A 24,117-nucleotide genomic window follows, 5' to 3' on the forward strand; every position below is an offset into this window, starting at 1 on the left:
GTTGTCAGAGTTCGCCGGGGCGTTCCTCGTCATTGCTTTTCCCGTCGCTCAAGAGGATGGGGAAGCGGTAGGTGCGCGGGTTTTTCAGCATCTTGTTGCTGCTGCTGTATTGTGTTGTCACGCTCAGCGTGTACAGAACCTTTGTTTCGATGGCGGGGAGCATGACGGTGAGTTCGGATGGGGCGTTGCGGATGATGACCGGGCATTTCATCGGAGCTGCACCCTCTTCGTCCTTGGTCAGGAAGACGCCGACAGACGGGTCGTCGCCTATCACTTTGGCATTGCTGCAACTGATCACGACGGGGCCTGCCGAGGTGATGATCTCGTTGACGCTGCCGGTCGTGCTGTCGGTGATGGAATTGATGACCGGACCTGTTTGGGCTGTGCCATTGCAGACGACTTTGGTTTTTTTCAGCTGGCTGCGCAGAAGCTGACCGGGCGTGTAGGAAACGCCTAAGGAATGTTTGACAGGATCGAACTGCGCGTTTTCACCGATAAACGAGCCGCGTGCGGTGACGAGGTATTGCCCGACGCCGTCTATTACGCTCTTACCTTCGGCGATGGCTTCTACTTTCGCTTTGTCGGCACGATCGAGGATATACTCGATGCTTTCCTGTTTGTACTCCGTACCTGCTTTCACGATACGGGCGGCTATCTGTTTGTTGTACAGAGTGCCGGTGATACGAGGGCGGCCGGTGTAGTCGCCTTCCTTCTCCGTCATGATGTTGTCGTAGAGATCGATGTTGAGAGTGATCTGTTCTTCTTCGTTGGTCATGATTCCAATGTTTAAGTGCCCGGTGGTTGGCCGGGCGTTAACCGTTTGGAGGCAAAGATGGGGAGAGAAGGGCAGAAAGGATGCCCAAAATCCGTAAAGTTGTGCCCGAAATCAGCAATGATGAGTATGATGTAGTTTTGTCCGTCGGGCGGACAGGGGTGTTCCTCTCGGGAGGGCGGGGGTATTCCTGTCATGTGCGGCTCCGGAACCGGGAAGGGGTTGTTTTCATCAGTTTCAGGAAATTCCGGTTGTAGGTGCTTGTAGACTGGAAACCGGACGAGAAAGCGATGTCTTCGATCGTGCGCTCGGCGTTTTCGGGCAGTAGCAGCAGGTCTGCGGAGTGGCCGATGCGGAGGCGGAGTACGTAGTCTTGGACCGTCAGCCCGGTGGCACGGCCGACAGCGGTCGAGAGCTTGTGTGGGTTTGCACCGATGGTCCTGGGCAGGTCGGATATCCTAAAGTCAGGGTCCAGATAGGGCTGCTCTTTCTGAAAATAGGCTTCTATGTCCTTGAAGAGACGGTTGTTGTCGTCATCCGGTTGGAGGTAGCAGATCAATTCTTCCATGTCCGCTCCGGCGGGAGGAGAAAAGGCTGAGTTCTGTTCACGGATGCGGGTTCGGACATCCCGATAGGTGGAACTGAAGTTTGCGTAGAAGATTCCGAAGGCGAAATAGAAAACGGTGAATAGGAAGGTCACGGTGATTTCGTGAGGCAGGTGAGGATTCAAGGCGAGGCTCAGCGTACAAAGGCCGATGCCTGAGGCAAGGAAGAACGCGCTTGTCACCTGTCCGAGTTTGAGCCACCTGTCTTCTGTCTTCACTCCTCCCAAGAGGGAGAGGTAAGTATGTCGTTCGTGCAGGAATAGTTTTGCATAGATGCCTGACTGGATGATGTAGGCAAGCAGATAGAGCGTGCGGATCAGGGAAGGCGGATTCGTGACCAGTGACTTCCATTCCGAGTAAGCATAGACGGGGTGGTCTTTCCAGATCAGGCATGCTCCGGCGTAGGCCAGGGTGAAGAGGAGGGAAGGAGTTGCGTGCAGCAGGATCCGCTGCCGGGTGGCATACTGTTCGTTGAACAGCAGGATCAGTGAGAATGTGAACAGCAGGGTTTGCGAGGAGGCGATCAGGGTGACGGGAAACGAGGCGATGTCCCATCCGACGGGTTGCCATTTTCTGGTGGTAAGCGAGATGAGGAGACCGATGGCCACGAGGAAGGTCGCAAATGCGAGGATCCGCCGTGCCTTCAGGTAAACAGGGTTTGTCTCGATATTGCCGTAGTTCAAGAACAGCAGGATGGCGCAACTGCCCAGGCAGGAAGTGGTGCTGGTGGCATAAGCGATGATGTATAAAGTGTGTATGTCCATTCTGCGGTCGTTGTGATAGTTTTGTTATTCACATAGCCATCTTGTGATATTCTGTTCTTCGGCAAATTCCATGCAGACTTTGACGATGTCACGTCTGTCACTTTGGTAGGGGATGAGGCTTCTTTTGCCGAACCTGTGGAGGCTGGTTTGTATTCCGATTGGGAGTTTGCGCATGACCTAGTTCATCGTATATTGTTTATTTAATTGTTTCCAAAGATACTATAAATAGTTTCTTAGCAGTCTTTTTTCTCGTAAAATCTGCTATGGGTGGTCGCTTTGTCAAATGGTTGCTTTCTTTTTGTTGTCAACGGATTGTAATAATCGTTTTTACAATGTAATTCTGTTTACATCTTCTTGCAATACGTCCCTTCTACTTTTGCCGGCAAATAAATGTAACAAGTAATAAGGAATGGGAAACAAGTGTGAAACAGGCAATGTGAAGAGGTTCTTTCTTTTGTTGTTGGGGAGTTTTCTTTCGTTGTCTGCCTGGGCGCAGACAGGCGTTATTTGCGGAACGGTGTCGGATGCCAAATTCAAAGATGCGTTGATCGGTGCTTCGGTCGTGATCGAAGGGACTACGGTGGGGGCCATTGCCGACGTGGAGGGAAACTTCCGTATAGAGAATGTCAAACCGGGAAAATATACGATTGTCGCTTCTTATGTCTCTTATAAATCGGAAACCATTCGTGATGTCGTGGTGAAAGCCCATCAGGAGTCGGTGCTGAGAATCGAACTGTCCGATGCCGACCTGCAACTTCAGAATGTGGTGGTCGTGGCACAACGAAAGTTGGGAACGGAAACCGCCATTATCAATACGGTACGGAAAAGCCTGCCGGTCGTAAGCGGTATTTCAGCCCAACAGATCGGCAAGACACAGGACAGTGATGCCGCCGAGGTGTTGCGCCGTATTCCGGGGCTTACGATCGTGGATGACCGTTTTGTGGTGGTCCGGGGGCTGGCGCAACGATATAATAATGTATGGCTGAACGAGGCGACCACTCCTTCGAGCGAGACGGACAGCCGGGCATTCTCGTTCGATGTGCTTCCTTCTTCGCTGATCGACAATATGATGGTCTATAAGAGTCCGTCTGCCGAGCTGCCGGCCGATTTCTCCGGTGGTTTCGTGCAAGTGATGACCAAGAATATACCGGACGGGAATACCTTCAACGTATCTTACCAGATGGGATTTAATACGAATGCTACTTTCCGGAGTTTCCAGCTGACGGACGGGAGTTGGAAGGACTATCTCGGATTTGGGGCCGGGGTGCGGAGTTTGCCCTCTTCTTTCCCTTCTCATTTAGGGGATTATTCGACAGAGGAAGCCGCTGCCTTTACACGGCGGATCAACCAGAGGTGGGGAATCAACAGGTTCACGGCTATTCCGGACCAAAAGATTTCGCTCACTTCACACCGCTCCTTCGATGCAGGCGACTGGAAGATCGGGAATATTGCGAATGTGAACTGGAGTACCGGTTACGATTATTCGGAGACGGTGAATAATAACTATATCGCCTATGATGTGGCGAACGATCTCTCACGTCCGCGCTTTGAGTACAACGATGTCCGCTATAAGAATACCTCCAAGTTAGGAGCCTTGTTCAACTGGTCGTTTATGAAAGGCGATCATAAATACGAGTTTCGTAACTTTTTTAGCCAGCGTGGTGTTTCCGCCCTGACACAGAGGGAAGGGATGAACTATTATTCTGACAAGGCGATCCGCAAGTGGGAATCCCTTTATACCGGACGTACGACCTATTCAGGGCAGCTTGACGGCACGCATACGTTACAGGAGGATATCAACAAAGTGGACTGGACTGCCGGCTATGCTTTTGCTGCCTATCGGGAACCGGACCGCAAGATCGTCAATTCCATCCTCGACGAGACGAAGACGGACTTACCGAATTATTACGTCTCCGATCCGATGCGCTATTACCAGGACTTGAAGGATCACGGTGTTTCGCTCGCTGCCAATTATGAACATAAGTTCACTGTCTCCGACAAGTTCGCCCCTGTTCTTGACGGTGGTGTCTATGGAGAATATAAGAGTCGTACGTTCGATGCTCGCCGATTCGGTTACAATCTGTTAGGTAAAGGGTATGACCGGTATGCCGATTGGGATTATACGGGGCTGTTCTGTGATGAGAACATTTCGGCAGACAGGATATGGATGCGTGAGACGACGACGAACAGCGACTCCTATACTTCCGAAAATATCTTGGGAGCCGCTTATGTCTCTGCCAAGTTGAACTACGGGGAGGCGCTGAATGCCAATATCGGTGTCCGTATGGAATATTATAACCTTAAAATGGATGGTTACAGTTCAGACGGTACGACTCCTGTTCACTTGGATAACCGGACGAGCGATTTTTTTCCTTCCGTCAATATCTCTTACAACCTGTCTGCGAAACACCTTGTGCGTGCTGCTTACGGCCGTTCGGTCAACCGGCCGGAGTTCCGTGAGGTAGTACCATATGTGTATTTTAATTTCGAGCGGGATGCGAATATAGTCGGTAATACCGAATTGAAGAATGCTTATGCGGACAATCTGGAGGTGCGTTATGAATTCTATCCGGCATCCGGCGAGATGATAACAGTCGGTGCATTCTACAAACGGTTCAAGGATCCGATCGAGGAAACCTATAACGAGGCGGGTTCCGGTTTACAATATACCTATCACAATGCGAAGAATGCCGAGACGTTCGGCATTGAGTTGGATATGAAGAAAAGCCTTGACTTTATCGGATTAAGAGGGTTGAGCTTGGTCTGTAATGCCGCCTATATCCATAGCCGTGTCCGCTTTGAGGAAGGAGCGCCTGAACGTGACCGGCCATTGGCGGGTCAATCTCCTTATCTGGTGAATGCCGGTCTGTTTTATCAGCACGATGACAAGGGAATCTCCGCTTCGCTACTTTACAACCGTATCGGGAAGCGCATCGAGTCGGTCGGTGTCCCGATGCAGGACCAGAATGAAGATATTCCCGACATATATGAGATGCCTCGTAATTCCCTGGATTTGACTTTTTCGAAGAAGATCGGCAAAGCTGTTGAGATCAAAGCTGGGATTCAGGATATGCTGAACTCTAAAATCGAATACAAACAGTTCGTGAAGTTGACGGACAAGAACGGCGGCAAGCGTGAACGTGAACAGTTGGTACGCAGCTACCGTCCGGGAGTGGATATTAATGTCGGTGTTTCCCTCAAGTTTTAAAGTGAATTAGAATATATCTCTATTACAAACAAAATGTTTTTATTATGAACAGATTTCTATTGAAAGGTTTGGCCTCTGTATGTGCGTTGGCCGTTATGTTTGGAACTGTATCTTGTAGTGATGATGACAAGCCTGATGGCTCTATAGCTGTATCGGCTGTTGCCGTAAGTCCTACGACTGCAACTGTCAAGGTTGGCGAGTCCGTGACATTGTCTGCCACCATTACTCCGGACGATGCAACGGATAAAACGATAACATGGAGTTCCTCCGATGAAAAGGTGGCAACAGTAGATGCCGGTAAGGTGACAGGGGTTACCGAGGGTACTGCTACGATCACCGCTACGACAAAAGATGGCAATAAGACGGCAACTTGTGCTGTGACTGTTTCTAATGAGGCTCCGTCTTCCAAAGAAGTGATCTTGGAGGGAGAGATAACTTCCGATCTTACGCTGAATGCTGCTGATAAGAACTATATGAAAGGCTTTGTCTATGTAAAACCGGGTGTTACGTTGACAATTGAAGCTGGAACGGTCATCAAGGGTATATCTGTTTCTTCCGGTGAAAAGGCTGCCTCTTTGATTATCGAACCGGGTGCGAAGATCATGGCTGAAGGTACGGTTGACAAACCGATCGTCTTTACTTCCGATAAAGAACCGGGCAAGCGTGCGACGGGAGACTGGGGAGGTTTGATTATCTGCGGTAATGCTCGTGTAAACCAGACAAAAAGACCGGTTATCGAGGGTGGACCCGGAACGGAATATGGTAACACGACCTCCGATGAATTTAATGGAGAAAGCTCTGGTAAGTTGAAATATGTCCGTATTGAATTTGCTGGCTATCCTTTGGAACCCGACAAGGAGATCAACGGTCTGACATTCGGTGGTGTCGGTAGTGGTACGGAAGTGGAGTTCGTACAGGTGTCTTATTCTAATGACGATTCGTATGAATGGTTCGGTGGAACGGTCAATGCTAAGCATTTGGTTGCTTACAAAGGTTGGGACGATGATTTCGATACCGATTACGGCTATACGGGTAACTTGCAGTTTCTGTTGAGTGTGCGTGACAAGGACATCGCTGATACTTCCGACTCTAACGGCTTCGAATCCGATAATGATGCAAGTGGTTCTTCCAATACCCCGCTTACGAAGCCTGTCTTCTCCAACGTGACTTTGATCGGTCCGTTCTATGGAAAGGTTTCTGATATGACACAAGCCGAGGTTGAAGCAAAGACAGCCGATGCCGCTAATGGAGCCAAAGGAGGTAAATTCCAGGCTGCCATGCATCTGCGCCGTAATTCGAGTTTGAATGTCTACAACTCCGTATTCACGGGATGGCCTTACGGACTTCGTGCAACGGATAAGAAAGGTACGGCAAATGATGGTATCGCCGTTAAGAATGTAATCTTTGCCGGTATGTGGAAGAACTTCTACGATGACGAAAAGGTAAGCGAGAACTTCTTCAACCGCGCTGGTAACAATACTACTTTGGCAACCACCAACGAAATTATTTCAAAAGACGGTGACTATTCTTCTGTCGTTGCTTCTGCCGTACAAGGAGCCGAATTTGTTGATGAAGTCTTGAATAACAGCTTTTTTGAAAAAGTAACTTACAAAGGAGCTTTTGATGGAACAAACGATTGGACAGCCGGTTGGACAAACTGGGATCCTCAGAACACTGAATATTAAAAAGATGATAAAGAGATTATTATTGACATCAACATTATTGGCAAGTTCTGCCCTGGCAATCCAGGCGCAGGACTTGTTCCTTAGTGAAGGCCAGTATTATACGGACGAGTCTCAAACAACTCCTTACACTGGCCGCTATACCGAGTTTTACGATGATGGTATGTTGAAGATGGAGCTTTTCCTCAAAGACGGCCGTCCCGAAGGAACTTATGTGATTTACTATCCTGATGGCAAGATTGCGGAAGTCCGTTCTTACTATCACGGCATTTTTCATGGAGAATGGCGTACTTATAACGAAGCCGGGCAACTGACCGGTATTGCTTCCTATAAAGATGGGCAAAAAGACGGACCTTGGCGGGTGTGGAACGATAAAGGCATTCTTCGTTTCGAAATGTTTTATGCTAAAGGAAGGAAAAGCGGCATTTGGCGTACTTGGGATGATGATGGCAAGCTGTTGACGGAAGAGAAGCAAGAGGAGTAAGCGTGGGGATCACCATTGCATTCTGCGTAGGCATTGCAGTATTCCTGCAAAACTTATGCAGAATGCAATAAAAAGGCTATCGGTTCCCTAAATCGTCATACAAGGTTTGCAGGAGTGCCTTTCCTTTGCGGAGTCGCAAGTCACTGCCTTTTCGGGGGGCTTCGATCAGAGGTTTGTTCCCTTCGTTGTCATAGACGGATATACCGGTGCTGTCGATAAACCCGAATCCGTTAGAATAAGTATAGAATGCATATTCCGGATAATCGGGACTTAGGATGTTCCGGCTGAAAGTGAAAGTGTCGTGATCGATCCCTAACTGGTTCAATAGGGTGGCGGCAAGATCCGTCTGATTGGCTAATTTGTCAATCACGACAGGTTCTTTCACCGCACCGCCGATCCAAAGCATCGGTATATGGTAGCGGCGAGGTTCATAGTTGACCACATCTTTCGGATAAGGATATCCGTGGTCGGAAACGAAAATAACCAGCGTATTTTTCCATACAGGCAATTCTTTCAATTTGTCTATGAAGTTGCCGATACAACTGTCCGTGAAGGCAACCGAGTTCGGATACAGCCCCATTTCGTCCAACCGGTGGTAGGGAACTTCAAACGGCTCATGGCTGCTTAACGTCAGGAAAGTGCTGAGCCAGGGAGCTTGGTTGTCCCGGTTTTTGATGTCTTCGTACAGGTGGCGGAACGTAATATCGTCGTTCGCTCCCCATTTACTCAAGCGGCTGGTGAGCGGAAAGTCACGGTCTGCCGTGATCCGGCTGTAACCGGAACTGAAGAAATAACTCTGCATATTGGTAAAGTTGATATCGCCTCCGTACAGCATGTCGGCAACATATCCTTCGTTTGTCAGAGTTTTGGCGATAGAGGGGAGTGTTTGGCTTTTTGCCGGATACTTCATGATGGAAGTGGTCGGCTGTGCCAAATATCCGTTTAACACCGAAACGATTCCTCTGTCTGTCCGGAATGAATTGGCATACATGTTTGTGAAAAGTACTCCTTCCCGACTCAATCGGTTCAGGTTAGGCGTGATGATGGAATCTCCGCCGACCGCTCCGATCGCGTTTGCCGAGAAACTTTCCATCAGGATAATCAATATATTCGGTCGTGAGGTATTGAGAAGGGATTGCAGAGGCTTTTGCTGTAAATCTGCATCTGCGGGATTCGTCCCTTTGCGTCCCCGCATCGAGTGCGGAGACAAAGTATCCATTACCTCCTTCCTTTCCTCTTCCGGGAAAAAATTGAACTGTGCCGCAAAATCCTGTTGCTTGCTAAGTGAAGCGATCAGGCTGAAACAAGGATTGATTGCCGAATGGTTGAGGAATTGGTTTTGGCTGAAATATACCATCCCCACGTTCGCCGTCGAAGTCGTTACGCCTCCTCGTATCGGAATGAAGAGTATCCCTCCTGACAGGATAATGATAAGGCTTCCGCCCAACCGTTTCCGCACCAGTGTTTCAGGGAAGAGCGGAACGATAAACCTCTTCAACACCCAATATATCCCGAAAGCATATACGGCGAACATCAGCAATTGGGCAAAGAATTGCCCCAGCGGTACACTTGCCATCGCATCGCCGGGTGATTGAAGATAGAAGAAAAGAGTCGCATCCAGCCTGAATCCCCAGTAGCCGTATAAAGCCACATCCACGGAAAAGATCGCTGCGATCAATACCGCCATGATTCCGAAATATCCTTTCAGCAGTTTCCTGTAAAAAGACCCCGGCAACCATACCGAAACTAACGTCATCAGCAAAGGTAACGCTGTCAGATAGCCGGCTATCGTACAGTCCAATAGTAACCCGTGTGTAATTACCTTAAGGTAATCGATTAGCGAGCATCCGCTCGCTAAGGCATGGTGGTACAGCATAAACACAGGCTTCTGGATTGCCAATAATGGTAACCACATGAAATATAGGGTAAGGAGGAAGAGGATTCTTTTTTTCATATACAGGGAAGGTATCAGAGAAAGAACCAGATATATGTCATCCACATATCTGGTTTTTCTTCTGGAAAGTTATCGATGCTTGTTTATTTATAAAGCTTTTCTCTCAGCTCGGCAACCATCGGATCGGTAATATAATCGTCGTATTCCATTATACGGTCGATAATGCCGTTCGGAGTCAGCTCGATGATGCGATTGGCAACCGTCTGGATGAACTCGTGGTCATGGCTGGAGAACAGGATGTTTCCTTTGAATGACTGCAATGTGTTGTTGAATGCTTGGATGGATTCCAAATCCAGATGGTTGGTCGGCGTGTCGAGGATGATACAGTTGGCATCCGTCAACATCATGCGGGAGATCATACAACGCATCTTTTCACCTCCGGAAAGTACACTCACTTTCTTCAACAGCTCTTCGCCGGAAAACAGCATACGTCCGAGGAAGCCTTTCAGGAAGACCTCGTTCGTGTCGGGCGAGAACTGGCTCAGCCAGTCGATCAGATTATAATCCGAGTTGAAATACTTGGAGTTGTCGAGCGGCAGATAGGTCGTCGTGATGGTTTGTCCCCATTGGTACGTTCCGGCATCGGCCTTTTCTTCTCCGTTGATGATTTGGAAAAGGGCGGTCATCGCACGCGGGTCGTGACTGATGAATACGATCTTGTCGTCTTTCTCCACGTTGAAGTTGAGGTCCTGGAAAAGGACTTTCCCGTCGATGGACTTTGTCAGCCCCTTTACTTCCAATATCTGGTTGCCCGGTTCGCGGTTGGGCGTGAACAGGATACCCGGATAGCGTCGTGAAGAAGGCTTGATCTCTTCGATGTTCAGTTTCTCCAACATCTTCTTGCGGCTGGTCGTCTGTTTAGACTTCGCTACGTTGGCACTGAAACGGCGGATGAACTCTTCCAATTCTTTCTTCTTTTCTTCCGCTTTCTTATTCTGGTTCTGCTGCTGGCGGAGTGCTAACTGGCTGGATTCGTACCAGAAGCTATAGTTTCCGGCGAACATCTGCAGTTTACCGAAGTCGATATCTACCGTATGCGTACAGACAGAGTCGAGGAAGTGACGGTCGTGGCTGACAACCAACACGGTGTGTTCGAAGTTCGCCAGATAGTTTTCAAGCCACATGACGGTTTCAAGGTCGAGGTCGTTGGTCGGCTCGTCCAGCAACAGGTTATCAGGCTGTCCGAAGAGGGCGCGTGCCAGCAGGACACGTACTTTCTGCTTACCGCTCATGTCCTTCATCAGTGTGTAATGGAATTCTTCCGAGATGCCCAATCCGCTCAAGAGGGCGGCGGCATCGCTTTCGGCATTCCAGCCTTCCATCTCGGCGAACTTCTCTTCCAGTTCCGATACGCGGATACCGTCGGCATCGCTGAAATCAGGTTTTGCATACAGGGCGTTTTTCTCGCTCATCACCTCCCAAAGGGTGGTGTGTCCCATCAACACTGTGTCCATTACGGTGTATTCATCAAATGCGAAGTGGTCCTGACTCAATACGGAAAGGCGTTCACCCGGTCCTAAAGACACTGTTCCGCGTGTAGGATCCAGCTGTTTGCTGATAACACGGAGGAATGTTGATTTACCGGCGCCGTTAGCCCCGATGATACCGTAGCAGTTGCCCGGCGTGAACTTCATATTGACATCCTGGAACAGGATACGTTTTCCGAACTGTACGTCCAGATTGTTAACCGTTATCATATCTTATATACCTATTAATTTGCTTTTGAATGGGCAAAGGTACGAAAAATATCGCAAACCCATAGCTTTATGGATACTAACGCATAGGGTTAGCTTCTGTAAAGCTATGGGTTTGTTATTCCTTTCTGAAGTTTTATTTATACAATCCTTCTCTTGACAGCAGATGCTCCAAGTTGGCTACTCCCAGCGTCACGATCGCCATTACTGTAGCGGCATGTTCCTGATATTCCGGGATGCTTTTGCTGTAAGTGTCGCGTTCGGTGTGCCAGATCTCACCGTAGTTGAAGTTGTATCCTTTGATGTCCTTTTCGTTGAAGGCGATGGCCGGGACTGCTTCGACAGCAAAAACGGATGCATCCGTACCGGCAGGTTTGGCAGGTTTGGTGAACGGGCCGGCTTCTTTCACTTCGAACGGATAGTCGGGATGGATCTTCTTGACGGGCGCGCATATCTTCACGAAGTCCTGATACATCGCTTTCGGAACATTGAGTCCGACGGGAGGTGTCGGGCCTCCGTCGCGGTTGAACAAGTTGGAGATTTTATCTAATTTATCTTTATTGGCTTTCACCCAGGCTGTAGAACCTAACAATCCGAATTCTTCGCCAGCAAAAGCACAGAATAACATCGTCCGTTTAGGCTTCGCACCGGATTTCATGATCATGCGGGCCGCTTCCATCACCGGAGTGACGCCGGAACCGCAGTCCACGCCACCTGTCGCCACGTCGAACGCATCCAGATGACCACTCGCCATCACATACTCGTCCGGATATTTACAGCCTTTGATCTTACCGATCACATTATAGTATTTTACCGGTCCCATACGAAAATGGTTACGGATATCGAACTCAAGGAAGAAGGTGCGGCGTTCCTTTACCATCTGCTTGATGGCCGCATACTGGTGTTCGTCTAACTTGATGTCGCAGACTTCCGGCAGGTTGTCAAACGTGAAAGTCGGATCGTGTATGATTGCCTTGTCATAGAGGGCACGCAAAGGGACGGTGGCCGATTGGATAAAACCCAATACGCCGGCTTCGCACATCTGTTTGTAGAACAAGGCCGGGACATCCTCTTTCAATGGCAGCAGCGGGTTGTCGGTATTGTTGCGCCAGTTATCCTCCATGATCTGGCGGTTCTTTTTGGCCGTTTCGTTGTTTTCGGAAATGATGGCGGCACGGATGGAGTCGCCTTTGGCGGAACGGTCGACCGGCCAGCCGACATTCTTCCCGTTGATCAGCACCCAAGCCCCTTTTAGTTGTCCTTTCATGCGGTCGAACTCGCTTTGGGTAAGCGGTTCCTGTAAGACATGTCCGCGTTGTACACCCTTTGTTCCGGCGGTGTAGGAGGGAGTGACGAAATGCAGTTCCATCCCGTTTTCTCCCAACAGTTTGCCGAACCACGGTCCTCGGTTGAAGCCGACCGGCAGCGTGCCGGCCTCTTGTAGTTCTACTTCCAGTCCCCATTCCGTAAATTTCGAGGCAACCCATTCAACTGCATTATCGTATGCGTTCGAGCCGATCACACGGCCGCCGATGCGGTTGGTGAGTACATCTAAATGATCCATCACTTGATTATCCGTTTGACCGATTTCGATGATTTTGTTTACAGCTGCGTCCTGTGCCATGACCGAATGAACAGTCATGCAAGCCATCGAAGCCCAAATAAGTAAAGTCCGTTTCATATTGTGTGTTTTTATGGTAATGCAAATTAAGATATAAAAAGCGTCTGCTCCAAATCTCCGCAAAGGTAAAAGTAGGCTTCAGGCAGGAATGACAACGTGTGTAAGGTCCCATTGTTATCTTCATCACGTTGCCGTTTAGGTTTCTTAATAAGGTAAATGCGAGGTGTATTCTTAGATTATACTTACTTTTGTATTTGAAACAGAAATAGGAATATGATATTTTACTTTACTGGAACTGGAAACTCTCTTTGGGTGGCAAAGGCTCTGAGTGAGGCGCTGGGAGAACAGTTGGTTTCAATTGCAGAAGAACTGCATAAGGAAAAGGATGGTTGGGGCTATCCGGTTCGTCCGGATGAAAAGATATTGTTTGTCTATCCTGTGCATTCCTGGGGACCGGCGGTGTCTGTGACCCGTTTTATCTCTCGTCTGACTTTAAACGGATATACTGGACAATCGGTCTATTCCGTTTCTACCTGTGGAGATGAATGCGGATATACAGATCGACTGATCGGGAAAGCTTTGGAAAAAAGAGCGATATCGCTAACGGCAGCATACTCTGTCATTATGCCGAACAACTATATCTTGTTGCCTGGTTTCGATGTAGACGACAAAGATGTGGAGGAACGGAAACTGCAGGATGCCCCGGCACGTGTGGCCGAGATTATCGAAGCGATCCGGGAGCATGGGCAGGACGCTTTGTATCATACAGGAAGCATGCCCGGTTTGAAAAGCTACTGGATTTATCCTCTTTTTGCCCATCTGGCAATCGGAAGTAATTCTTTCCGGGTGACGGATGTTTGTATTTCCTGTGGGTTATGTGAACGGATTTGTCCGACCGGAACGATCAGCATGCAGGCAGGGAAGCCTGTTTGGACGGATACCTGTGTGCAGTGTGTCGCTTGCATTCACCGCTGTCCGGTTCGTGCGATCGAATATGGAAAGGGAACGCTGAAAAAAGGGCGATATCATCACCCTGAGATTAAATAATAAACGAAACAGATAAAAATGAAACGATTAGTAGCGACAGCCCTGGTGGCCCTGATGTTGGCGAGTTGCCAGGAAGCACCGAAAGGTTATGTGATAAATGGAGAAGTGACCGGCAGGACGGAAGGGAAAGTCTATCTCAAGTCCTTCCGGAATAAGATGTTTTTTGATGTCGATACGGCAGAATTAAAAGAGGGAAAATTTACTTTTAAGGGAGAAGTGGATCAGCCTTTATTGTTTGGTCTGGCAACAGAAGATATGAATTATCCGGTTCAGTTCTTTGTCGAAAATACGAATATGGATGTGAGGATAAGTAATGACGGCGAAACGATTACGGTCCGTAATTCTCCTGTCAATACAATCTTTCAGGAGAATGCCGAGAAGGTTTTTGAAGAAGGGTATGACATAGACAGTCTGATCACCAAGTATCCGGCTTCGCCTGCCGCCGCTTTTTATCTGTATCGTTACTTCACTTACCAGTTGCCGTTGGATGAACTGAAAGCGACTCGTGCCAAGATTTCTTCCGAACTGGCCGGTTGCCCGTATGTAAAAGATTTGGATGGTATTATCAAGCAGTTGGAAAATGTGCAGATAGGGAAGGTGGCTCCTGAATTTTCGTTGCCAGATACGGCGGGAGTATCTGTTTCGCTTTCTGATTTCAGAGGTAAATATGTACTGTTGGATTTCTGGGCATCCTGGTGTCCTCCTTGTCGTCGCGAGAATCCGAATGTGGTAAAGGCGTTTAATGAATATAAAGATAAAAACTTTACGATTGTGGGGATTTCCCTGGATAAGGATAAAAGCAAGTGGATGAAAGCGATTGCCGACGATAATCTGGCTTGGACACATCTTTCCGATTTGAAATATTGGGATTCGGAAATTCCGGCTCTTTACGGGGTTCGTGGTATTCCGGCCAATGTCCTGCTGGATCCTGATGGAGTGATTGTCGCTAAAAACATAACTGGCGAGGATTTGCACAAAAAACTGAAAGAAGTAATCAAATAAACGATGTGGAAGTACGGTTTTCTGACTTTGTTCCTTCTTTTCTGTCTCTGTCTTTCGGCGACAGAAAAGAAGGATTTCGAAAAAGCGGAGCGTGAACAGTGTCCGTCCTATTACAGTTGCCGATTGGCAAAAAGAATGGCAGCGGATTGAGTCTATTATCCGTTCTATGGAACTTTCCTTGCCGGATTACGATGCCGATTGCAAAGAAATAGAAGACCGTCTGGACCGGGGAGAATATGTGGAACATCACAGCAAGGTTTTCGAAGAATCCTATTCGCCGCATTATCGTATAATCAGCAGGCAAATATTTGAAAAGAAGTTACGGCCCTTGCTGTGAAAAAACGAGTTTACTCTTCGTCTTCCGGATCCTCGAAGTCAAACTCGAAATCAAATCCGTCGTTCATCATCCCCAGATCGGTAAACTGCTCCAGTTCGCGACGGTCTTTCTTGGTCGGACGGCCTAAGCCGCGTGCACGGTCTACGAATCCGGATATGCGGTTCATTTCCAATATTTCGTATTGGTCGGGAGTAGTGACGTTTTCCAGATAATCAGGCACCAGTTTGGCTCCCATACGGCGTTCTGTTAAATCGAGTACCTTGAAGGAAAAGGTGATAGGTGGCTTTCGTACCTGAATCACTTCTCCGACTTTGATCATACGGGAAGGTTTTACATTGACTCCGTTTATCATCACCCTGTTTTTCTTGCAAGCCTCGGCTGCTATAGTACGTGTCTTGAATATGCGGGTGGCCCACATCCATTTGTCTATACGGACTTCATTCATAAACTGTAGACAAGGAACTATTATTTATTTATTATTGTATTGGTTCATTGTATTCTGTACGCCGGCCAGGCAGAAGCTTTTGATGATTTCTACCGCCCGTTTTATCTTTTCCGGCATTTCCTGGAGCTCTTCCGGTGGGAACTTGCCAAGCACATAGTTGATCTGTCCTCCACGAGGGAAATTACTGCCGATACCAAAACGAAGGCGGCTGTATTCTTGTGTGCCTAACAACTGTTGGATGTTTTTCAATCCGTTGTGTCCGGCATCGCTGCCTTTCGGTTTCAGGCGGAGTGTCCCGAAGGGGAGTGCCAGATCGTCCACTATGACTAACAGATTCTCTACCGGAATGTTTTCTTTTTGCAACCAGTAGCGGACGGCATTGCCACTCAGGTTCATGAATGTGTTAGGCTTCAGTATGATCAGCTCACAGTTCTTGATACGCATCCGTGCGATTGCACCGTAACGTTCTTCCGTGAAAGGAACTCCGGCATCTTCTACCAATGCATTTACAACGCGGAATCCGATGTTATGGCGGGTCCCTAAATATTCGGAACCGATATTTCCAAGTCCTGTTATCAGATATTTCATTGTTATGTTGTTTTTTAGTATATAACAAAGGGAAGAATACTCTGTTGAATATTCTCCCCTTACATTATTTTGGAATAATAATTTTATTATGCCTTAGCCTGAGCACCACGAGCGGCACGAGTCAATTGAACGGCGCAAACAACAGCGTTCTTGGCGTTCATCAGTTCAAGGCCTTCGAAGTGTAATGCACCAACCTGCATAGTCTTGCCTAATCCCAGGTGATCGACATTGATAAACAATTTCTCAGGAATTGCTGTGTAAAGGGCTTTTACTTTCAACTTTCTCATCTGCAAGTTCAGTTTACCACCGGCTTTAACACCTTCGGCGTGACCTTCCAGAACAACCGGAACTTCCATTACTACCGGTTTGTTTTCTGACACTTCCAAGAAGTCCATGTGCAGGATAGCGTCGGTTACAGGCTGGAACTGGATATCTTTAACGATAGCCATTGTCTTCTTGCCATCAATCGTCAGTTCAACAACAAAAATTTCAGGGCTGTAAACCAAGTTACGAACACTGTCTTTTGTGATGGTGAAATGAGATACTTTTTCGCCGCCGTACAGTACAGCAGGAATTTCGTTGTTTTTACGCATAGCTTTCAAAGCTCTCTTCTGGTCTGCAGAAGTAGCGGCTACTTCTCTTGACTTTCCTTCTAATTGAAATGTCTTCATTTTGTTTTAATTTTTGTGTTACTCAAAATTAGATGTTTATGCTTTCTAATTTCCCATCACACGTACGGGGGTTAAAAGCGGTGCAAAGGTACGATTTATATTTATATCTGCAAAATCTTGTCTGCATGAATTTTCAGTTTCATAGGCATGAAACTGAAATTCCCTCGGCATGGAACGGAAGTTTCATAGGCATGGAATAGGAGTTTCATCGGTATGAAACTAAAAGTGCATGCCGGTTCAGAACCGGATTCCTTTTTGCCGGAGCAAGATTTCCGTATCGTCCCAAAGTTGTTTTTGCTGTGCATGATGCCGGATGCGTTCTGACACATTCCTCTTTTTGCAATTGGCATAGCAACAACCGTTTCTATCTTTCGCCTCATCCGAAAGGGCCAGATGGATGGCGGTCGCCGCGCCTTGGGCCGGTGTTTTGATAAAGGGGCGAAACAAGATATCGGTAAGCGGGTCGAACCAAGCTTGCATCGTGATCATGTTCGTACTGACGATTCCCGGGTCCGAGGCATTTATGGTGATGTCTTTGTCTTGCAGCCGTTCGGCAAACTCTTGGGTGAACAATAACAGCGCCAGTTTGGTATTGCTATAGACCGGAATGCGGAAAAAACGTCCGTTCCTTCCTTTTTCAAAGAAGTCCGGTTCGATCCGGCCGATGGCATACGTGCAGGACACTGTATTTACAATACGGCATCCTGGTTGCATCAATGGTAATAACTGGCGGGTGAGCATGTAGGGAGCCACATAATTGACGCTTACGATTGTTTCCAACCCATCTTCAGTTTTGCGTACCGGAGTCGTCAGGATTCCGGCATTGTTCATCAGGAGGCTGACGGGACGTCCTTCTTTTAATAATTGACCGGTAAAATTGTTTACGGATGAGAGGGAAGCGAGATTGATTTCCCGCACTTCGATCTGAGTGTTACCGGTTTCTTGCTGGATCCGGGTGCATACGGGGACGGCTTTTTCCGGATCGAGGCAAGCCATAATCACCGGATAGCCTTCTTTTGCGAGGGCTGCCGTGATTACTTGTCCCATGCCTCCGTCGGCACCGGTTATGATGGCTAATCCTTTTTCCATTACTTATATTCTAATTTCTCTATTTCTTTGACAATGCTTTTGGGCAAGTTCTGAATATGTTTGTGGCATGCCATTTCGATGGAATACATGCGGGCGATGCAATAGTTGCTATGTCCGCAGTCACAACGGGCATGTTCGTCTTCCTTCATTTTGTTTACGAATGACGGATCGTTCAGCAAGGCACGTGCCATACTCACGAATTCGAAACCGTCGTTCAAGACCTCGTCTATCTTCTCGCGTGAGATCAGACCGCCTACATAGACAAGTGGCATTTTCAATGCCGCCCTGAATTTTAGGGCATCTTCCAGGAAGTAAGCCTCTTTGAACGGCTCAGACGGGATCATGAACCGTCCGGCCATTTTGACTCCGAGCGGTAGCCAGCCGAAAGGCATATAATGCGTCATCGTATGAATCGGCATGGAACCCCGCATCACATACATCGGGGCACGGCTGACGAAGCCACCGCTAAGGATCAAAGCGTGTGCTCCGCATTCGTTCTGCAGGGTACGAGCCACTTCAAGTGTCTCATCAAGCTCCATTCCTCCTTTGAAGCCATCGCGCATATTCATCTTTACCAACACTGCCATATCCTGACCGGCAGCTTTCATCACTTCGTCCATGCACATTTTCATAAAGCGCATCCGGTTTTGCAAGCTACCGCCATATTCGTCTTTCCGATGATTGGTATAGGGAGAAAGAAACTGGCTGATCAGATAGCCGTGACCGGCATGTATTTCCACTGCATCCATTCCGGCTTCGCGCGCCAGATGAACTGCTTGTCCGAACGCTTTTGCCATAGCTGTGATTTCGGAAGGTTTCATTCCACGGACAAGGGTAGGGGAATAGATATTGAAACCGCTGGATGCGGAGATAGGCCTGCACCCGCAGATGTTTTTGTGAGACATGTTTCCGCAATGTCCGAGTTGTACGGAGGCGGCCGCTCCTTCTTTGTGGATGGCATCGGTGATGCGTTTTAATCCGGGGATGATATCTGGGCGCATCCAGAGCTGACGTTCGAAAGAAAGTCCGCTTTGCGTAACAGCCGCATAGGCCAAAGTCGTCATACCGATCCCGCCGGAGGCAACCGATTTATGGTAGTCATACAACATGTCGGAAGGCGCGTTTCCTGGGCACATGCTTTCAAATGCAGCCGCCCGTATCGTCCGGTTTCTCAGGGTCAACGGCCCGATTTTACCGGGAGTGAACAGTATAGATTCTTTTTCCATATCTATTATGAGTTAATCATTCAATATATAAAAGGAATAACCCGTTTACGGTTTTCCAGTTCGTTACCAAACATCGCTTTGTATTTATGGTAGATGGTGTTTGCGCGAGGTACAAGGTTTGCAAATGTCCACCAAGCGAAAACAGCTCCGCTTGCACTCCAGGTCAGGATTGCAAATCCGCACCATTCCACGATTTCGCCAAAGTAGTTGGCTGATGTCACATATTTGAACAGGCCTTTTTTAGGCAGATAATGGTTCGTGTCGCCAGGCTTTCTGAGGTGGCGGACAATATGGTCTGACTGGATATTGATTGCCATGCCGGTGAAGAACAAGATTGTCCCGACTATAAATTGAGGGCTGTGCAGCCAGCTTTTCGTATACATATCCTGCGGTGCTAAGTAGAAAATCCATTCTCCCTGCATATAACCGTTCAGGAGGTTAAAGGTGATTCCCATAAGCATGATGCCTGCCGGCATTTTACTTTTGCCTTTTATCAACAGAGGAAAAATAAAAGATCGTTGGAAATAATGCAGTTCGAAGAATAAGAATATCAGGAACGGTACTGTCTCGAACTGTCGTTCCGATCCGTTCCATAACAAAAACATGACGATAAAAACCGGCGCTTCCATGCAAATCCAAGCAATCTTGTTCGGTATCGGAAGTCCCCATTTTTTATCGAACAACATTCCATAACCGGCTTCGACGAAATAAAGGGCTATGAAGACTATGGCGGCGATAGCTGCCATAACAATTAGAAATAAGGTGAAATGTTCAGTTGTCATTTTCGCGTGTTGATAATTTATAACCTTTTCCGTGAACGTTTATTATTTTGATGGTAGGATCATCTTGCAATAGTTTGCGTAATTTGGTGATATAAACATCCATGCTGCGGGCGCTGAAATAGTTATCGCTTCTCCATATGATCTGCAGGGCGTGCATCCTGTCTACCATATTGTTTGCGTGTTGGCACAGCAACGTAAGCAAATCGGCCTCTTTGGTTGTCAGCTTGGTTGTTTTGCCTTCTATGGACAAGATCTGTTTTTGCAAGTCGAATTTGAATTTTCCGAAAATATAAGTCCTGACCTCTTTCTTGCGTTGGGGCTGGTAACGGCTTTGTACTGCTTTAATCCGGGCTTGTAAGATATCTGTGTCAAGAGGTTTGCGTATCACATCGTCTGCATGGAACGAAAACAGCAATGCTATTTCTTCTCTCGTCGGATGTTCACACAAGAAAACGACAGGGATGATATTTTCCGAACTTTTGATCATGGCTGCCAATGTCCGTGTTTCTTTCGTGTCTATATCGTGGTTGATAATACAGAGTGTGAAATTTCTGGAAAGGAATCCCTCATATGCCGCTTCTTCCTGGTCGAATACTTGTGAGTTGTATCCAATAGCTTTTATATAGTCCTGGATGATAACTCCCTGATTATAGTCTTTGCTGAAAATGAGAATGTTAAAAAGATCGTTCATTATGTTATTAAATTGTTTTTTCGATGTTCCAGACAAAAGCACGTAATCCTTGCGCTTCCGTCTTCTGATCCATCTGATGAAGTATCTCCAGGAAATGGTCGACTTTTTCGTCATCGACCATTGCCAGGATTGCCGAGTTCAGTGTCGGCCAGGCATGACTTCCATAATGGGGCTCGCCGGTCTTACTTCCACGTCCCTGTACTTCGTTCCAGTATGTGAAGCCCCGGATATTGTTTCGGTCCATCACATTCAGGATCATTTCGTAATATGCTTGATTAAATGATACAAATATAGCTTTCATATTAACTTATTCCTAATTATTATTTATTCTTTTTTAGAAGATATTCCATTTTTTGCCATCTTGCGGCGTCTGCGCCGGACTCCGTTTCCGGCAAATACACTGTATACGACCGGTACGATTACCAGGGTGATCAATGTTGACACCGAAAGTCCCCATGCAACCGTCATACCCATCGAACGCCACATTTCCGAGCCTTCGCCTGTTCCGACAGCCATCGGGATCATACCCAATACGGTAGTCAAAGTGGTCATCAATACAGGGCGGAGGCGGGATTTTCCGGCAGTCACTACTGCGGTCAGGATTCCCATTCCTCTTTCCCGGCAGAGGATCGTGTAGTCGATCAGCACGATACCGTTCTTGACAACGATCCCCATCAGCATAATCAGGCCGATCAATGCCATAACGCCCAATGGGGTCTGTGTGATTGCCAGTCCCAAAATTATACCGGTGAAGGCGAAAGGAATGGAGAACATGATGACGAACGGGTCTGTCAGCGATTCGAACTGAGCAGCCATTACGATAAATACCAAAATGATGATCAGGACCATCAGGATTGTCAGGTCGAAGAAGGTGTCCATCTGGTCTTCGTATGTTCCTCCTAACTGCCAGCTGACATCCGAAGGTATATCCATTTCCTTCAGTTGATTCCGGGCAGCTGTTACGATATCGCTCATGGCTGCACCTTTTCCGACTACTGCCGATACGGTGATGACACGTTCACGGTCTTTGCGTTCAATGGTCGGAGGCGTCATTCGTTCTACTACTTTACCCAGGTCGCGGATACGGATTCCCTGACCGGCATTGTTATAAACCAGGATATTCTCGATGTCTTCAACCGACTGACGGAATTCTGGTGCGTAGCGTACTTTTATATCATACTCGTCACCGTCTTCGCGATATTTGGAAGCGGTAGAGCCGTTGATACGGTTACGCAAAGCCATAGCAGCCGTTGTGATATTCAATCCGTTGATCGCCAGCTTTTCCCGGTCGAAATCAACTTGATATTCGGGTATGTAGTCCTCACGGCTGATGTTGACTTGTGAACAACCTTTTACCTTACGCATCCTTTCGGCCAGTTCGGCGGCTACGGCATCGGTCCGGCCGAAATCGAAACCATAAATCTCGATGTCGACAGCGTTCTGTCCGCCCATACCTTCTTCCTGTCCGCCTTCGATCACCTTGAAGGTCTTGATCTCCGGATATTTTGCCAGGTCCTTACGCATCTCTTCACAGATTTCAACCATACCGCGTTCACGATCGCCGACACTCAGCATATTGATGTAATAGTCGATAATATGTGTTCCGTTATTACTCAATTGAGCCCAGGTATTATCGGAATCGGCTTGTCCCTCAGTGAAGTTACTGGTTTTTATTTCCGGATATTTCTGTCGGAACAGTTCGTCGATTTCAAGCGCCAGCTTACGGGTGATATCTTGGCGGGTTCCGACCGGTAACTCGATGTGAACACTGATCTGTGCGTTATCCTGAGTCGGGAAGAATTCCGTCTTGATAGTTGGAACCAATAGCATACTTCCCGCAAAGATCAAAGTCGCACCGAATATGACCGTTTTCCGGTGGCGTACTGCCCAATAAAGAAAACTGGAATAGCCACGGTCCAGCGCATCCAATGCCTTTTCGATCGGTGTGAAGAACAAGGTATACAAGCGGCCTTTTTTAGGATTCTGCCTGAGTAGTAGAGAACTCAACATCGGAGTCAGGGTCAAAGCACCGACTGTCGAAACGATCATGATGATACTGACGATCCACCCCAACTGTTTGAACAGAATACCCGCCATACCTGTCACCATTGTCAGGGGCAGGAACACGGCCAACATGGTCAGGGTTGAGGCGATTACAGAGATGGCCACTTCGTTTGTAGCATGTACGGCCGCTTGTTTCGGGGCACTACCTCTTTCGATATGGGTAGTAATGTTTTCCAGCACCACAATCGCGTCATCCACAACCATACCGATAGCAATAGAGAGTGAACTCAGCGAGATAATATTCAGTGTATTGCCGGATGCAAGCAAGTAAGCGAACGAGGCTATCAACGAGATCGGAATGGTCAGAATAATGATAAATGTCGCTCTCCATCGTCCGAGGAATACGAACACCACTAACATAACGATAATGAAGGTTATGAAAATGGTTTCTTTCAGACTGTCGATTGTATTCAAAATGTTAGTGGAGGTATCCATGATTACCCCTAACTTGACATCTGAAGGAAGGCTTTTTTGAATTTCCGGCAACTTCTGGTGAACCTTCTTGGCTATGTTCACCGAGTTGGCTCCCGATTGTTTTTGGATAACGATCATGCCGCCTTTTTTACCGTTATTGTAAGTCTCTTGGGCACGCTCTTCGATGCTGTCTTCAATGCGGGCAACATCACGCAGATAGATAGTCTTGTTATTTTTATGACCGATCACAAGATCGTCCATCTGATGCGCATCCGTAAATTCACCTTGTACACGGAGCGCATAGGCGTTGGAACCGATATCCACGCTGCCGCCTGGAGTGTTCCTGTTTTCCTGTGCGATGATAGCGGATATTCCTTCGATTGAAACTCCGTATGCTTCCAGTTTGTACGGATCACAATAGACTTGTATTTCACGTGCCGGCGTACCGGAAATGGAAACCGCTCCTACACCGCTGATACGTGCAAGCGGGTTCGATACCTTATCGTCCAGAATCTTGTACAGGGCGTTCGTGCTCTCTTCCGCCGTAACCGAAAGAATGATAATCGGTATATCGTTCGTTCCGAATTTGAAGATAATGGGATTGTCCACATCATCCGGCAGCATTGGCTCGGCAACGTCCAGTTTGTCGCGCACGTCGTTTGTCGCCACATCGATATCCGTACCATAGTCGAATTCTAGTGTGATGATCGAGATGTTTTCACGTGACTGTGACGTGATGTGTTTCAGGTCGCTGACACTGTTCAGCACGTTCTCCAACGGTTTGGAGACGTTCATTTCGATATCCGCAGCGCTGGCGCCGGCATAGGAGGTCATGACCATGATCGTGTTTGTCTCGATCTCTGGCAGCAGGTCCACTGATAATCTGGTTAATGAAAAAAGACCGAAGATCACGATTGCCACAAAGACAAGGGCAGTCGTAACCGGCTTTTTTACCGCTGTTGCATATAAGCTCATAG

At 47.7% G+C, this 24,117-nt stretch carries 20 protein-coding genes; 6 read left to right on the forward strand and 14 right to left on the reverse strand.

The features are described 5' to 3' along the window. Positions 1–4 precede the first annotated feature (4 nt). Positions 5–775 (reverse strand): DNA-binding domain-containing protein, encoded by a 771-nt coding sequence (locus NQ542_RS01060; protein ID WP_005641211.1) that lies wholly within the window; start codon positions 773–775, stop codon positions 5–7. Between the two features lie 190 nt (positions 776–965). Further along, positions 966–2,141 (reverse strand): AraC family transcriptional regulator, encoded by a 1,176-nt coding sequence (locus tag NQ542_RS01065; protein ID WP_005641206.1) that lies wholly within the window; start codon positions 2,139–2,141, stop codon positions 966–968. 409 nt (positions 2,142–2,550) lie between these two features. Here NQ542_RS01065 and NQ542_RS01070 point away from each other — a divergent pair, with 409 nt between their 5' ends. Genes NQ542_RS01070 through NQ542_RS01080 form a run of 3 tightly spaced genes read left to right on the forward strand, consistent with a single transcriptional unit; the run spans position 2,551 to position 7,515 of the window. After that, complete coding sequence (locus NQ542_RS01070) at positions 2,551–5,349, forward strand: TonB-dependent receptor (RefSeq protein ID WP_005641203.1); 2,799 nt, start codon at positions 2,551–2,553, stop codon at positions 5,347–5,349. A 44-nt stretch (positions 5,350–5,393) separates the two neighbouring features. Next, positions 5,394–7,034, forward strand: coding sequence for an Ig-like domain-containing protein (locus tag NQ542_RS01075; protein WP_005641201.1), 1,641 nt, complete (start codon positions 5,394–5,396; stop codon positions 7,032–7,034). Positions 7,035–7,038: 4 nt separating this feature from the next. Next, entirely contained in the window at positions 7,039–7,515 is a 477-nt protein-coding gene (locus NQ542_RS01080; protein ID WP_005641198.1) for a toxin-antitoxin system YwqK family antitoxin, read from the forward strand. 76 nt (positions 7,516–7,591) lie between these two features. Here the strand turns inward: NQ542_RS01080 and NQ542_RS01085 are convergent, their stop codons facing one another. The 3 genes from NQ542_RS01085 to NQ542_RS01095 form a co-directional block, all read right to left on the reverse strand. Then, on the reverse strand, positions 7,592–9,469 hold the full coding sequence (locus tag NQ542_RS01085) for an LTA synthase family protein (protein WP_005641197.1): 1,878 nt from the start codon (positions 9,467–9,469) through the stop codon (positions 7,592–7,594). An 83-nt stretch (positions 9,470–9,552) separates the two neighbouring features. After that, positions 9,553–11,166, reverse strand: coding sequence for an ABC-F family ATP-binding cassette domain-containing protein (locus NQ542_RS01090; protein WP_005641195.1), 1,614 nt, complete (start codon positions 11,164–11,166; stop codon positions 9,553–9,555). A gap of 133 nt (positions 11,167–11,299) precedes the next feature. Beyond that, entirely contained in the window at positions 11,300–12,844 is a 1,545-nt protein-coding gene (locus NQ542_RS01095; protein WP_005641193.1) for a M28 family metallopeptidase, read from the reverse strand. Between the two features lie 213 nt (positions 12,845–13,057). Between NQ542_RS01095 and NQ542_RS01100 the strand changes: the two genes are divergently transcribed. The 3 genes from NQ542_RS01100 to NQ542_RS01110 all read left to right on the forward strand — a co-directional run bounded on the left by NQ542_RS01100 (position 13,058) and on the right by NQ542_RS01110 (position 15,170). After that, on the forward strand, positions 13,058–13,831 hold the full coding sequence (locus NQ542_RS01100) for an EFR1 family ferrodoxin (RefSeq protein ID WP_005641192.1): 774 nt from the start codon (positions 13,058–13,060) through the stop codon (positions 13,829–13,831). Between the two features lie 18 nt (positions 13,832–13,849). Next, on the forward strand, positions 13,850–14,833 hold the full coding sequence (locus NQ542_RS01105) for a TlpA disulfide reductase family protein (RefSeq protein ID WP_005641190.1): 984 nt from the start codon (positions 13,850–13,852) through the stop codon (positions 14,831–14,833). Positions 14,834–14,924: 91 nt separating this feature from the next. Beyond that, on the forward strand, positions 14,925–15,170 hold the full coding sequence (locus NQ542_RS01110; protein ID WP_005641187.1) for a hypothetical protein: 246 nt from the start codon (positions 14,925–14,927) through the stop codon (positions 15,168–15,170). A 10-nt stretch (positions 15,171–15,180) separates the two neighbouring features. Here the strand turns inward: NQ542_RS01110 and NQ542_RS01115 are convergent, their stop codons facing one another. From NQ542_RS01115 to NQ542_RS01155, 9 genes are all read right to left on the reverse strand, one after another. After that, positions 15,181–15,615: an RNA-binding S4 domain-containing protein gene (locus NQ542_RS01115; RefSeq protein ID WP_005641185.1), complete on the reverse strand. Its 435-nt coding sequence runs from the start codon at positions 15,613–15,615 to the stop codon at positions 15,181–15,183. 24 nt (positions 15,616–15,639) lie between these two features. Continuing rightward, the gene (gene pth, locus NQ542_RS01120) at positions 15,640–16,203 is read right to left on the reverse strand and encodes an aminoacyl-tRNA hydrolase (RefSeq protein WP_005641182.1); all 564 of its coding nucleotides are present in this window, start codon (positions 16,201–16,203) and stop codon (positions 15,640–15,642) included. An 86-nt stretch (positions 16,204–16,289) separates the two neighbouring features. Then, complete coding sequence (locus NQ542_RS01125; protein ID WP_005641179.1) at positions 16,290–16,874, reverse strand: 50S ribosomal protein L25/general stress protein Ctc; 585 nt, start codon at positions 16,872–16,874, stop codon at positions 16,290–16,292. 237 nt (positions 16,875–17,111) lie between these two features. Then, positions 17,112–17,963 (reverse strand): SDR family oxidoreductase, encoded by an 852-nt coding sequence (locus NQ542_RS01130; protein WP_005641174.1) that lies wholly within the window; start codon positions 17,961–17,963, stop codon positions 17,112–17,114. Then, positions 17,963–19,189 carry an NADH:flavin oxidoreductase gene (locus NQ542_RS01135; protein WP_005641172.1) on the reverse strand — a complete coding sequence of 409 codons (1,227 nt, stop codon included), beginning with the start codon at positions 19,187–19,189 and terminating at the stop codon, positions 17,963–17,965. The genes NQ542_RS01130 and NQ542_RS01135 overlap by 1 nt, the downstream gene beginning before the upstream one ends. A gap of 20 nt (positions 19,190–19,209) precedes the next feature. After that, entirely contained in the window at positions 19,210–19,971 is a 762-nt protein-coding gene (locus NQ542_RS01140) for a DUF1295 domain-containing protein (RefSeq protein ID WP_005641171.1), read from the reverse strand. Then, positions 19,961–20,662, reverse strand: coding sequence for a response regulator transcription factor (locus NQ542_RS01145; protein WP_005641169.1), 702 nt, complete (start codon positions 20,660–20,662; stop codon positions 19,961–19,963). Before NQ542_RS01145 ends, NQ542_RS01140 begins: the two co-directional genes overlap by 11 nt. Before the next feature lie 7 nt (positions 20,663–20,669). Further along, positions 20,670–20,963, reverse strand: coding sequence for a PG0541 family transporter-associated protein (locus NQ542_RS01150; protein WP_005641168.1), 294 nt, complete (start codon positions 20,961–20,963; stop codon positions 20,670–20,672). A gap of 23 nt (positions 20,964–20,986) precedes the next feature. After that, a complete protein-coding gene (locus NQ542_RS01155) occupies positions 20,987–24,115 on the reverse strand; it encodes an efflux RND transporter permease subunit (RefSeq protein ID WP_005641166.1) in 3,129 nt (1,042 codons plus the stop codon). Between the last annotated feature and the right edge of the window lie 2 nt (positions 24,116–24,117).

Source organism: Parabacteroides merdae ATCC 43184 (genome assembly GCF_025151215.1).
Lineage (GTDB): Bacteria > Bacteroidota > Bacteroidia > Bacteroidales > Tannerellaceae > Parabacteroides > Parabacteroides merdae.

Coding starts and splice junctions, on each gene's coding strand:
- NQ542_RS01060 (WP_005641211.1), bottom strand. CDS start 775: ATGACCAACGAAGAAGAACAGATCACTCTCAACATCGATCTCTACGAC.
- NQ542_RS01065 (WP_005641206.1), bottom strand. CDS start 2,141: ATGGACATACACACTTTATACATCATCGCTTATGCCACCAGCACCACT.
- NQ542_RS01070 (WP_005641203.1), top strand. CDS start 2,551: ATGGGAAACAAGTGTGAAACAGGCAATGTGAAGAGGTTCTTTCTTTTG.
- NQ542_RS01075 (WP_005641201.1), top strand. CDS start 5,394: ATGAACAGATTTCTATTGAAAGGTTTGGCCTCTGTATGTGCGTTGGCC.
- NQ542_RS01080 (WP_005641198.1), top strand. CDS start 7,039: ATGATAAAGAGATTATTATTGACATCAACATTATTGGCAAGTTCTGCC.
- NQ542_RS01085 (WP_005641197.1), bottom strand. CDS start 9,469: ATGAAAAAAAGAATCCTCTTCCTCCTTACCCTATATTTCATGTGGTTA.
- NQ542_RS01090 (WP_005641195.1), bottom strand. CDS start 11,166: ATGATAACGGTTAACAATCTGGACGTACAGTTCGGAAAACGTATCCTG.
- NQ542_RS01095 (WP_005641193.1), bottom strand. CDS start 12,844: ATGAAACGGACTTTACTTATTTGGGCTTCGATGGCTTGCATGACTGTT.
- NQ542_RS01100 (WP_005641192.1), top strand. CDS start 13,058: ATGATATTTTACTTTACTGGAACTGGAAACTCTCTTTGGGTGGCAAAG.
- NQ542_RS01105 (WP_005641190.1), top strand. CDS start 13,850: ATGAAACGATTAGTAGCGACAGCCCTGGTGGCCCTGATGTTGGCGAGT.
- NQ542_RS01115 (WP_005641185.1), bottom strand. CDS start 15,615: ATGAATGAAGTCCGTATAGACAAATGGATGTGGGCCACCCGCATATTC.
- pth (WP_005641182.1), bottom strand. CDS start 16,203: ATGAAATATCTGATAACAGGACTTGGAAATATCGGTTCCGAATATTTA.
- NQ542_RS01125 (WP_005641179.1), bottom strand. CDS start 16,874: ATGAAGACATTTCAATTAGAAGGAAAGTCAAGAGAAGTAGCCGCTACT.
- NQ542_RS01130 (WP_005641174.1), bottom strand. CDS start 17,963: ATGGAAAAAGGATTAGCCATCATAACCGGTGCCGACGGAGGCATGGGA.
- NQ542_RS01135 (WP_005641172.1), bottom strand. CDS start 19,189: ATGGAAAAAGAATCTATACTGTTCACTCCCGGTAAAATCGGGCCGTTG.
- NQ542_RS01140 (WP_005641171.1), bottom strand. CDS start 19,971: ATGACAACTGAACATTTCACCTTATTTCTAATTGTTATGGCAGCTATC.
- NQ542_RS01145 (WP_005641169.1), bottom strand. CDS start 20,662: ATGAACGATCTTTTTAACATTCTCATTTTCAGCAAAGACTATAATCAG.
- NQ542_RS01150 (WP_005641168.1), bottom strand. CDS start 20,963: ATGAAAGCTATATTTGTATCATTTAATCAAGCATATTACGAAATGATC.
- NQ542_RS01155 (WP_005641166.1), bottom strand. CDS start 24,115: ATGAGCTTATATGCAACAGCGGTAAAAAAGCCGGTTACGACTGCCCTT.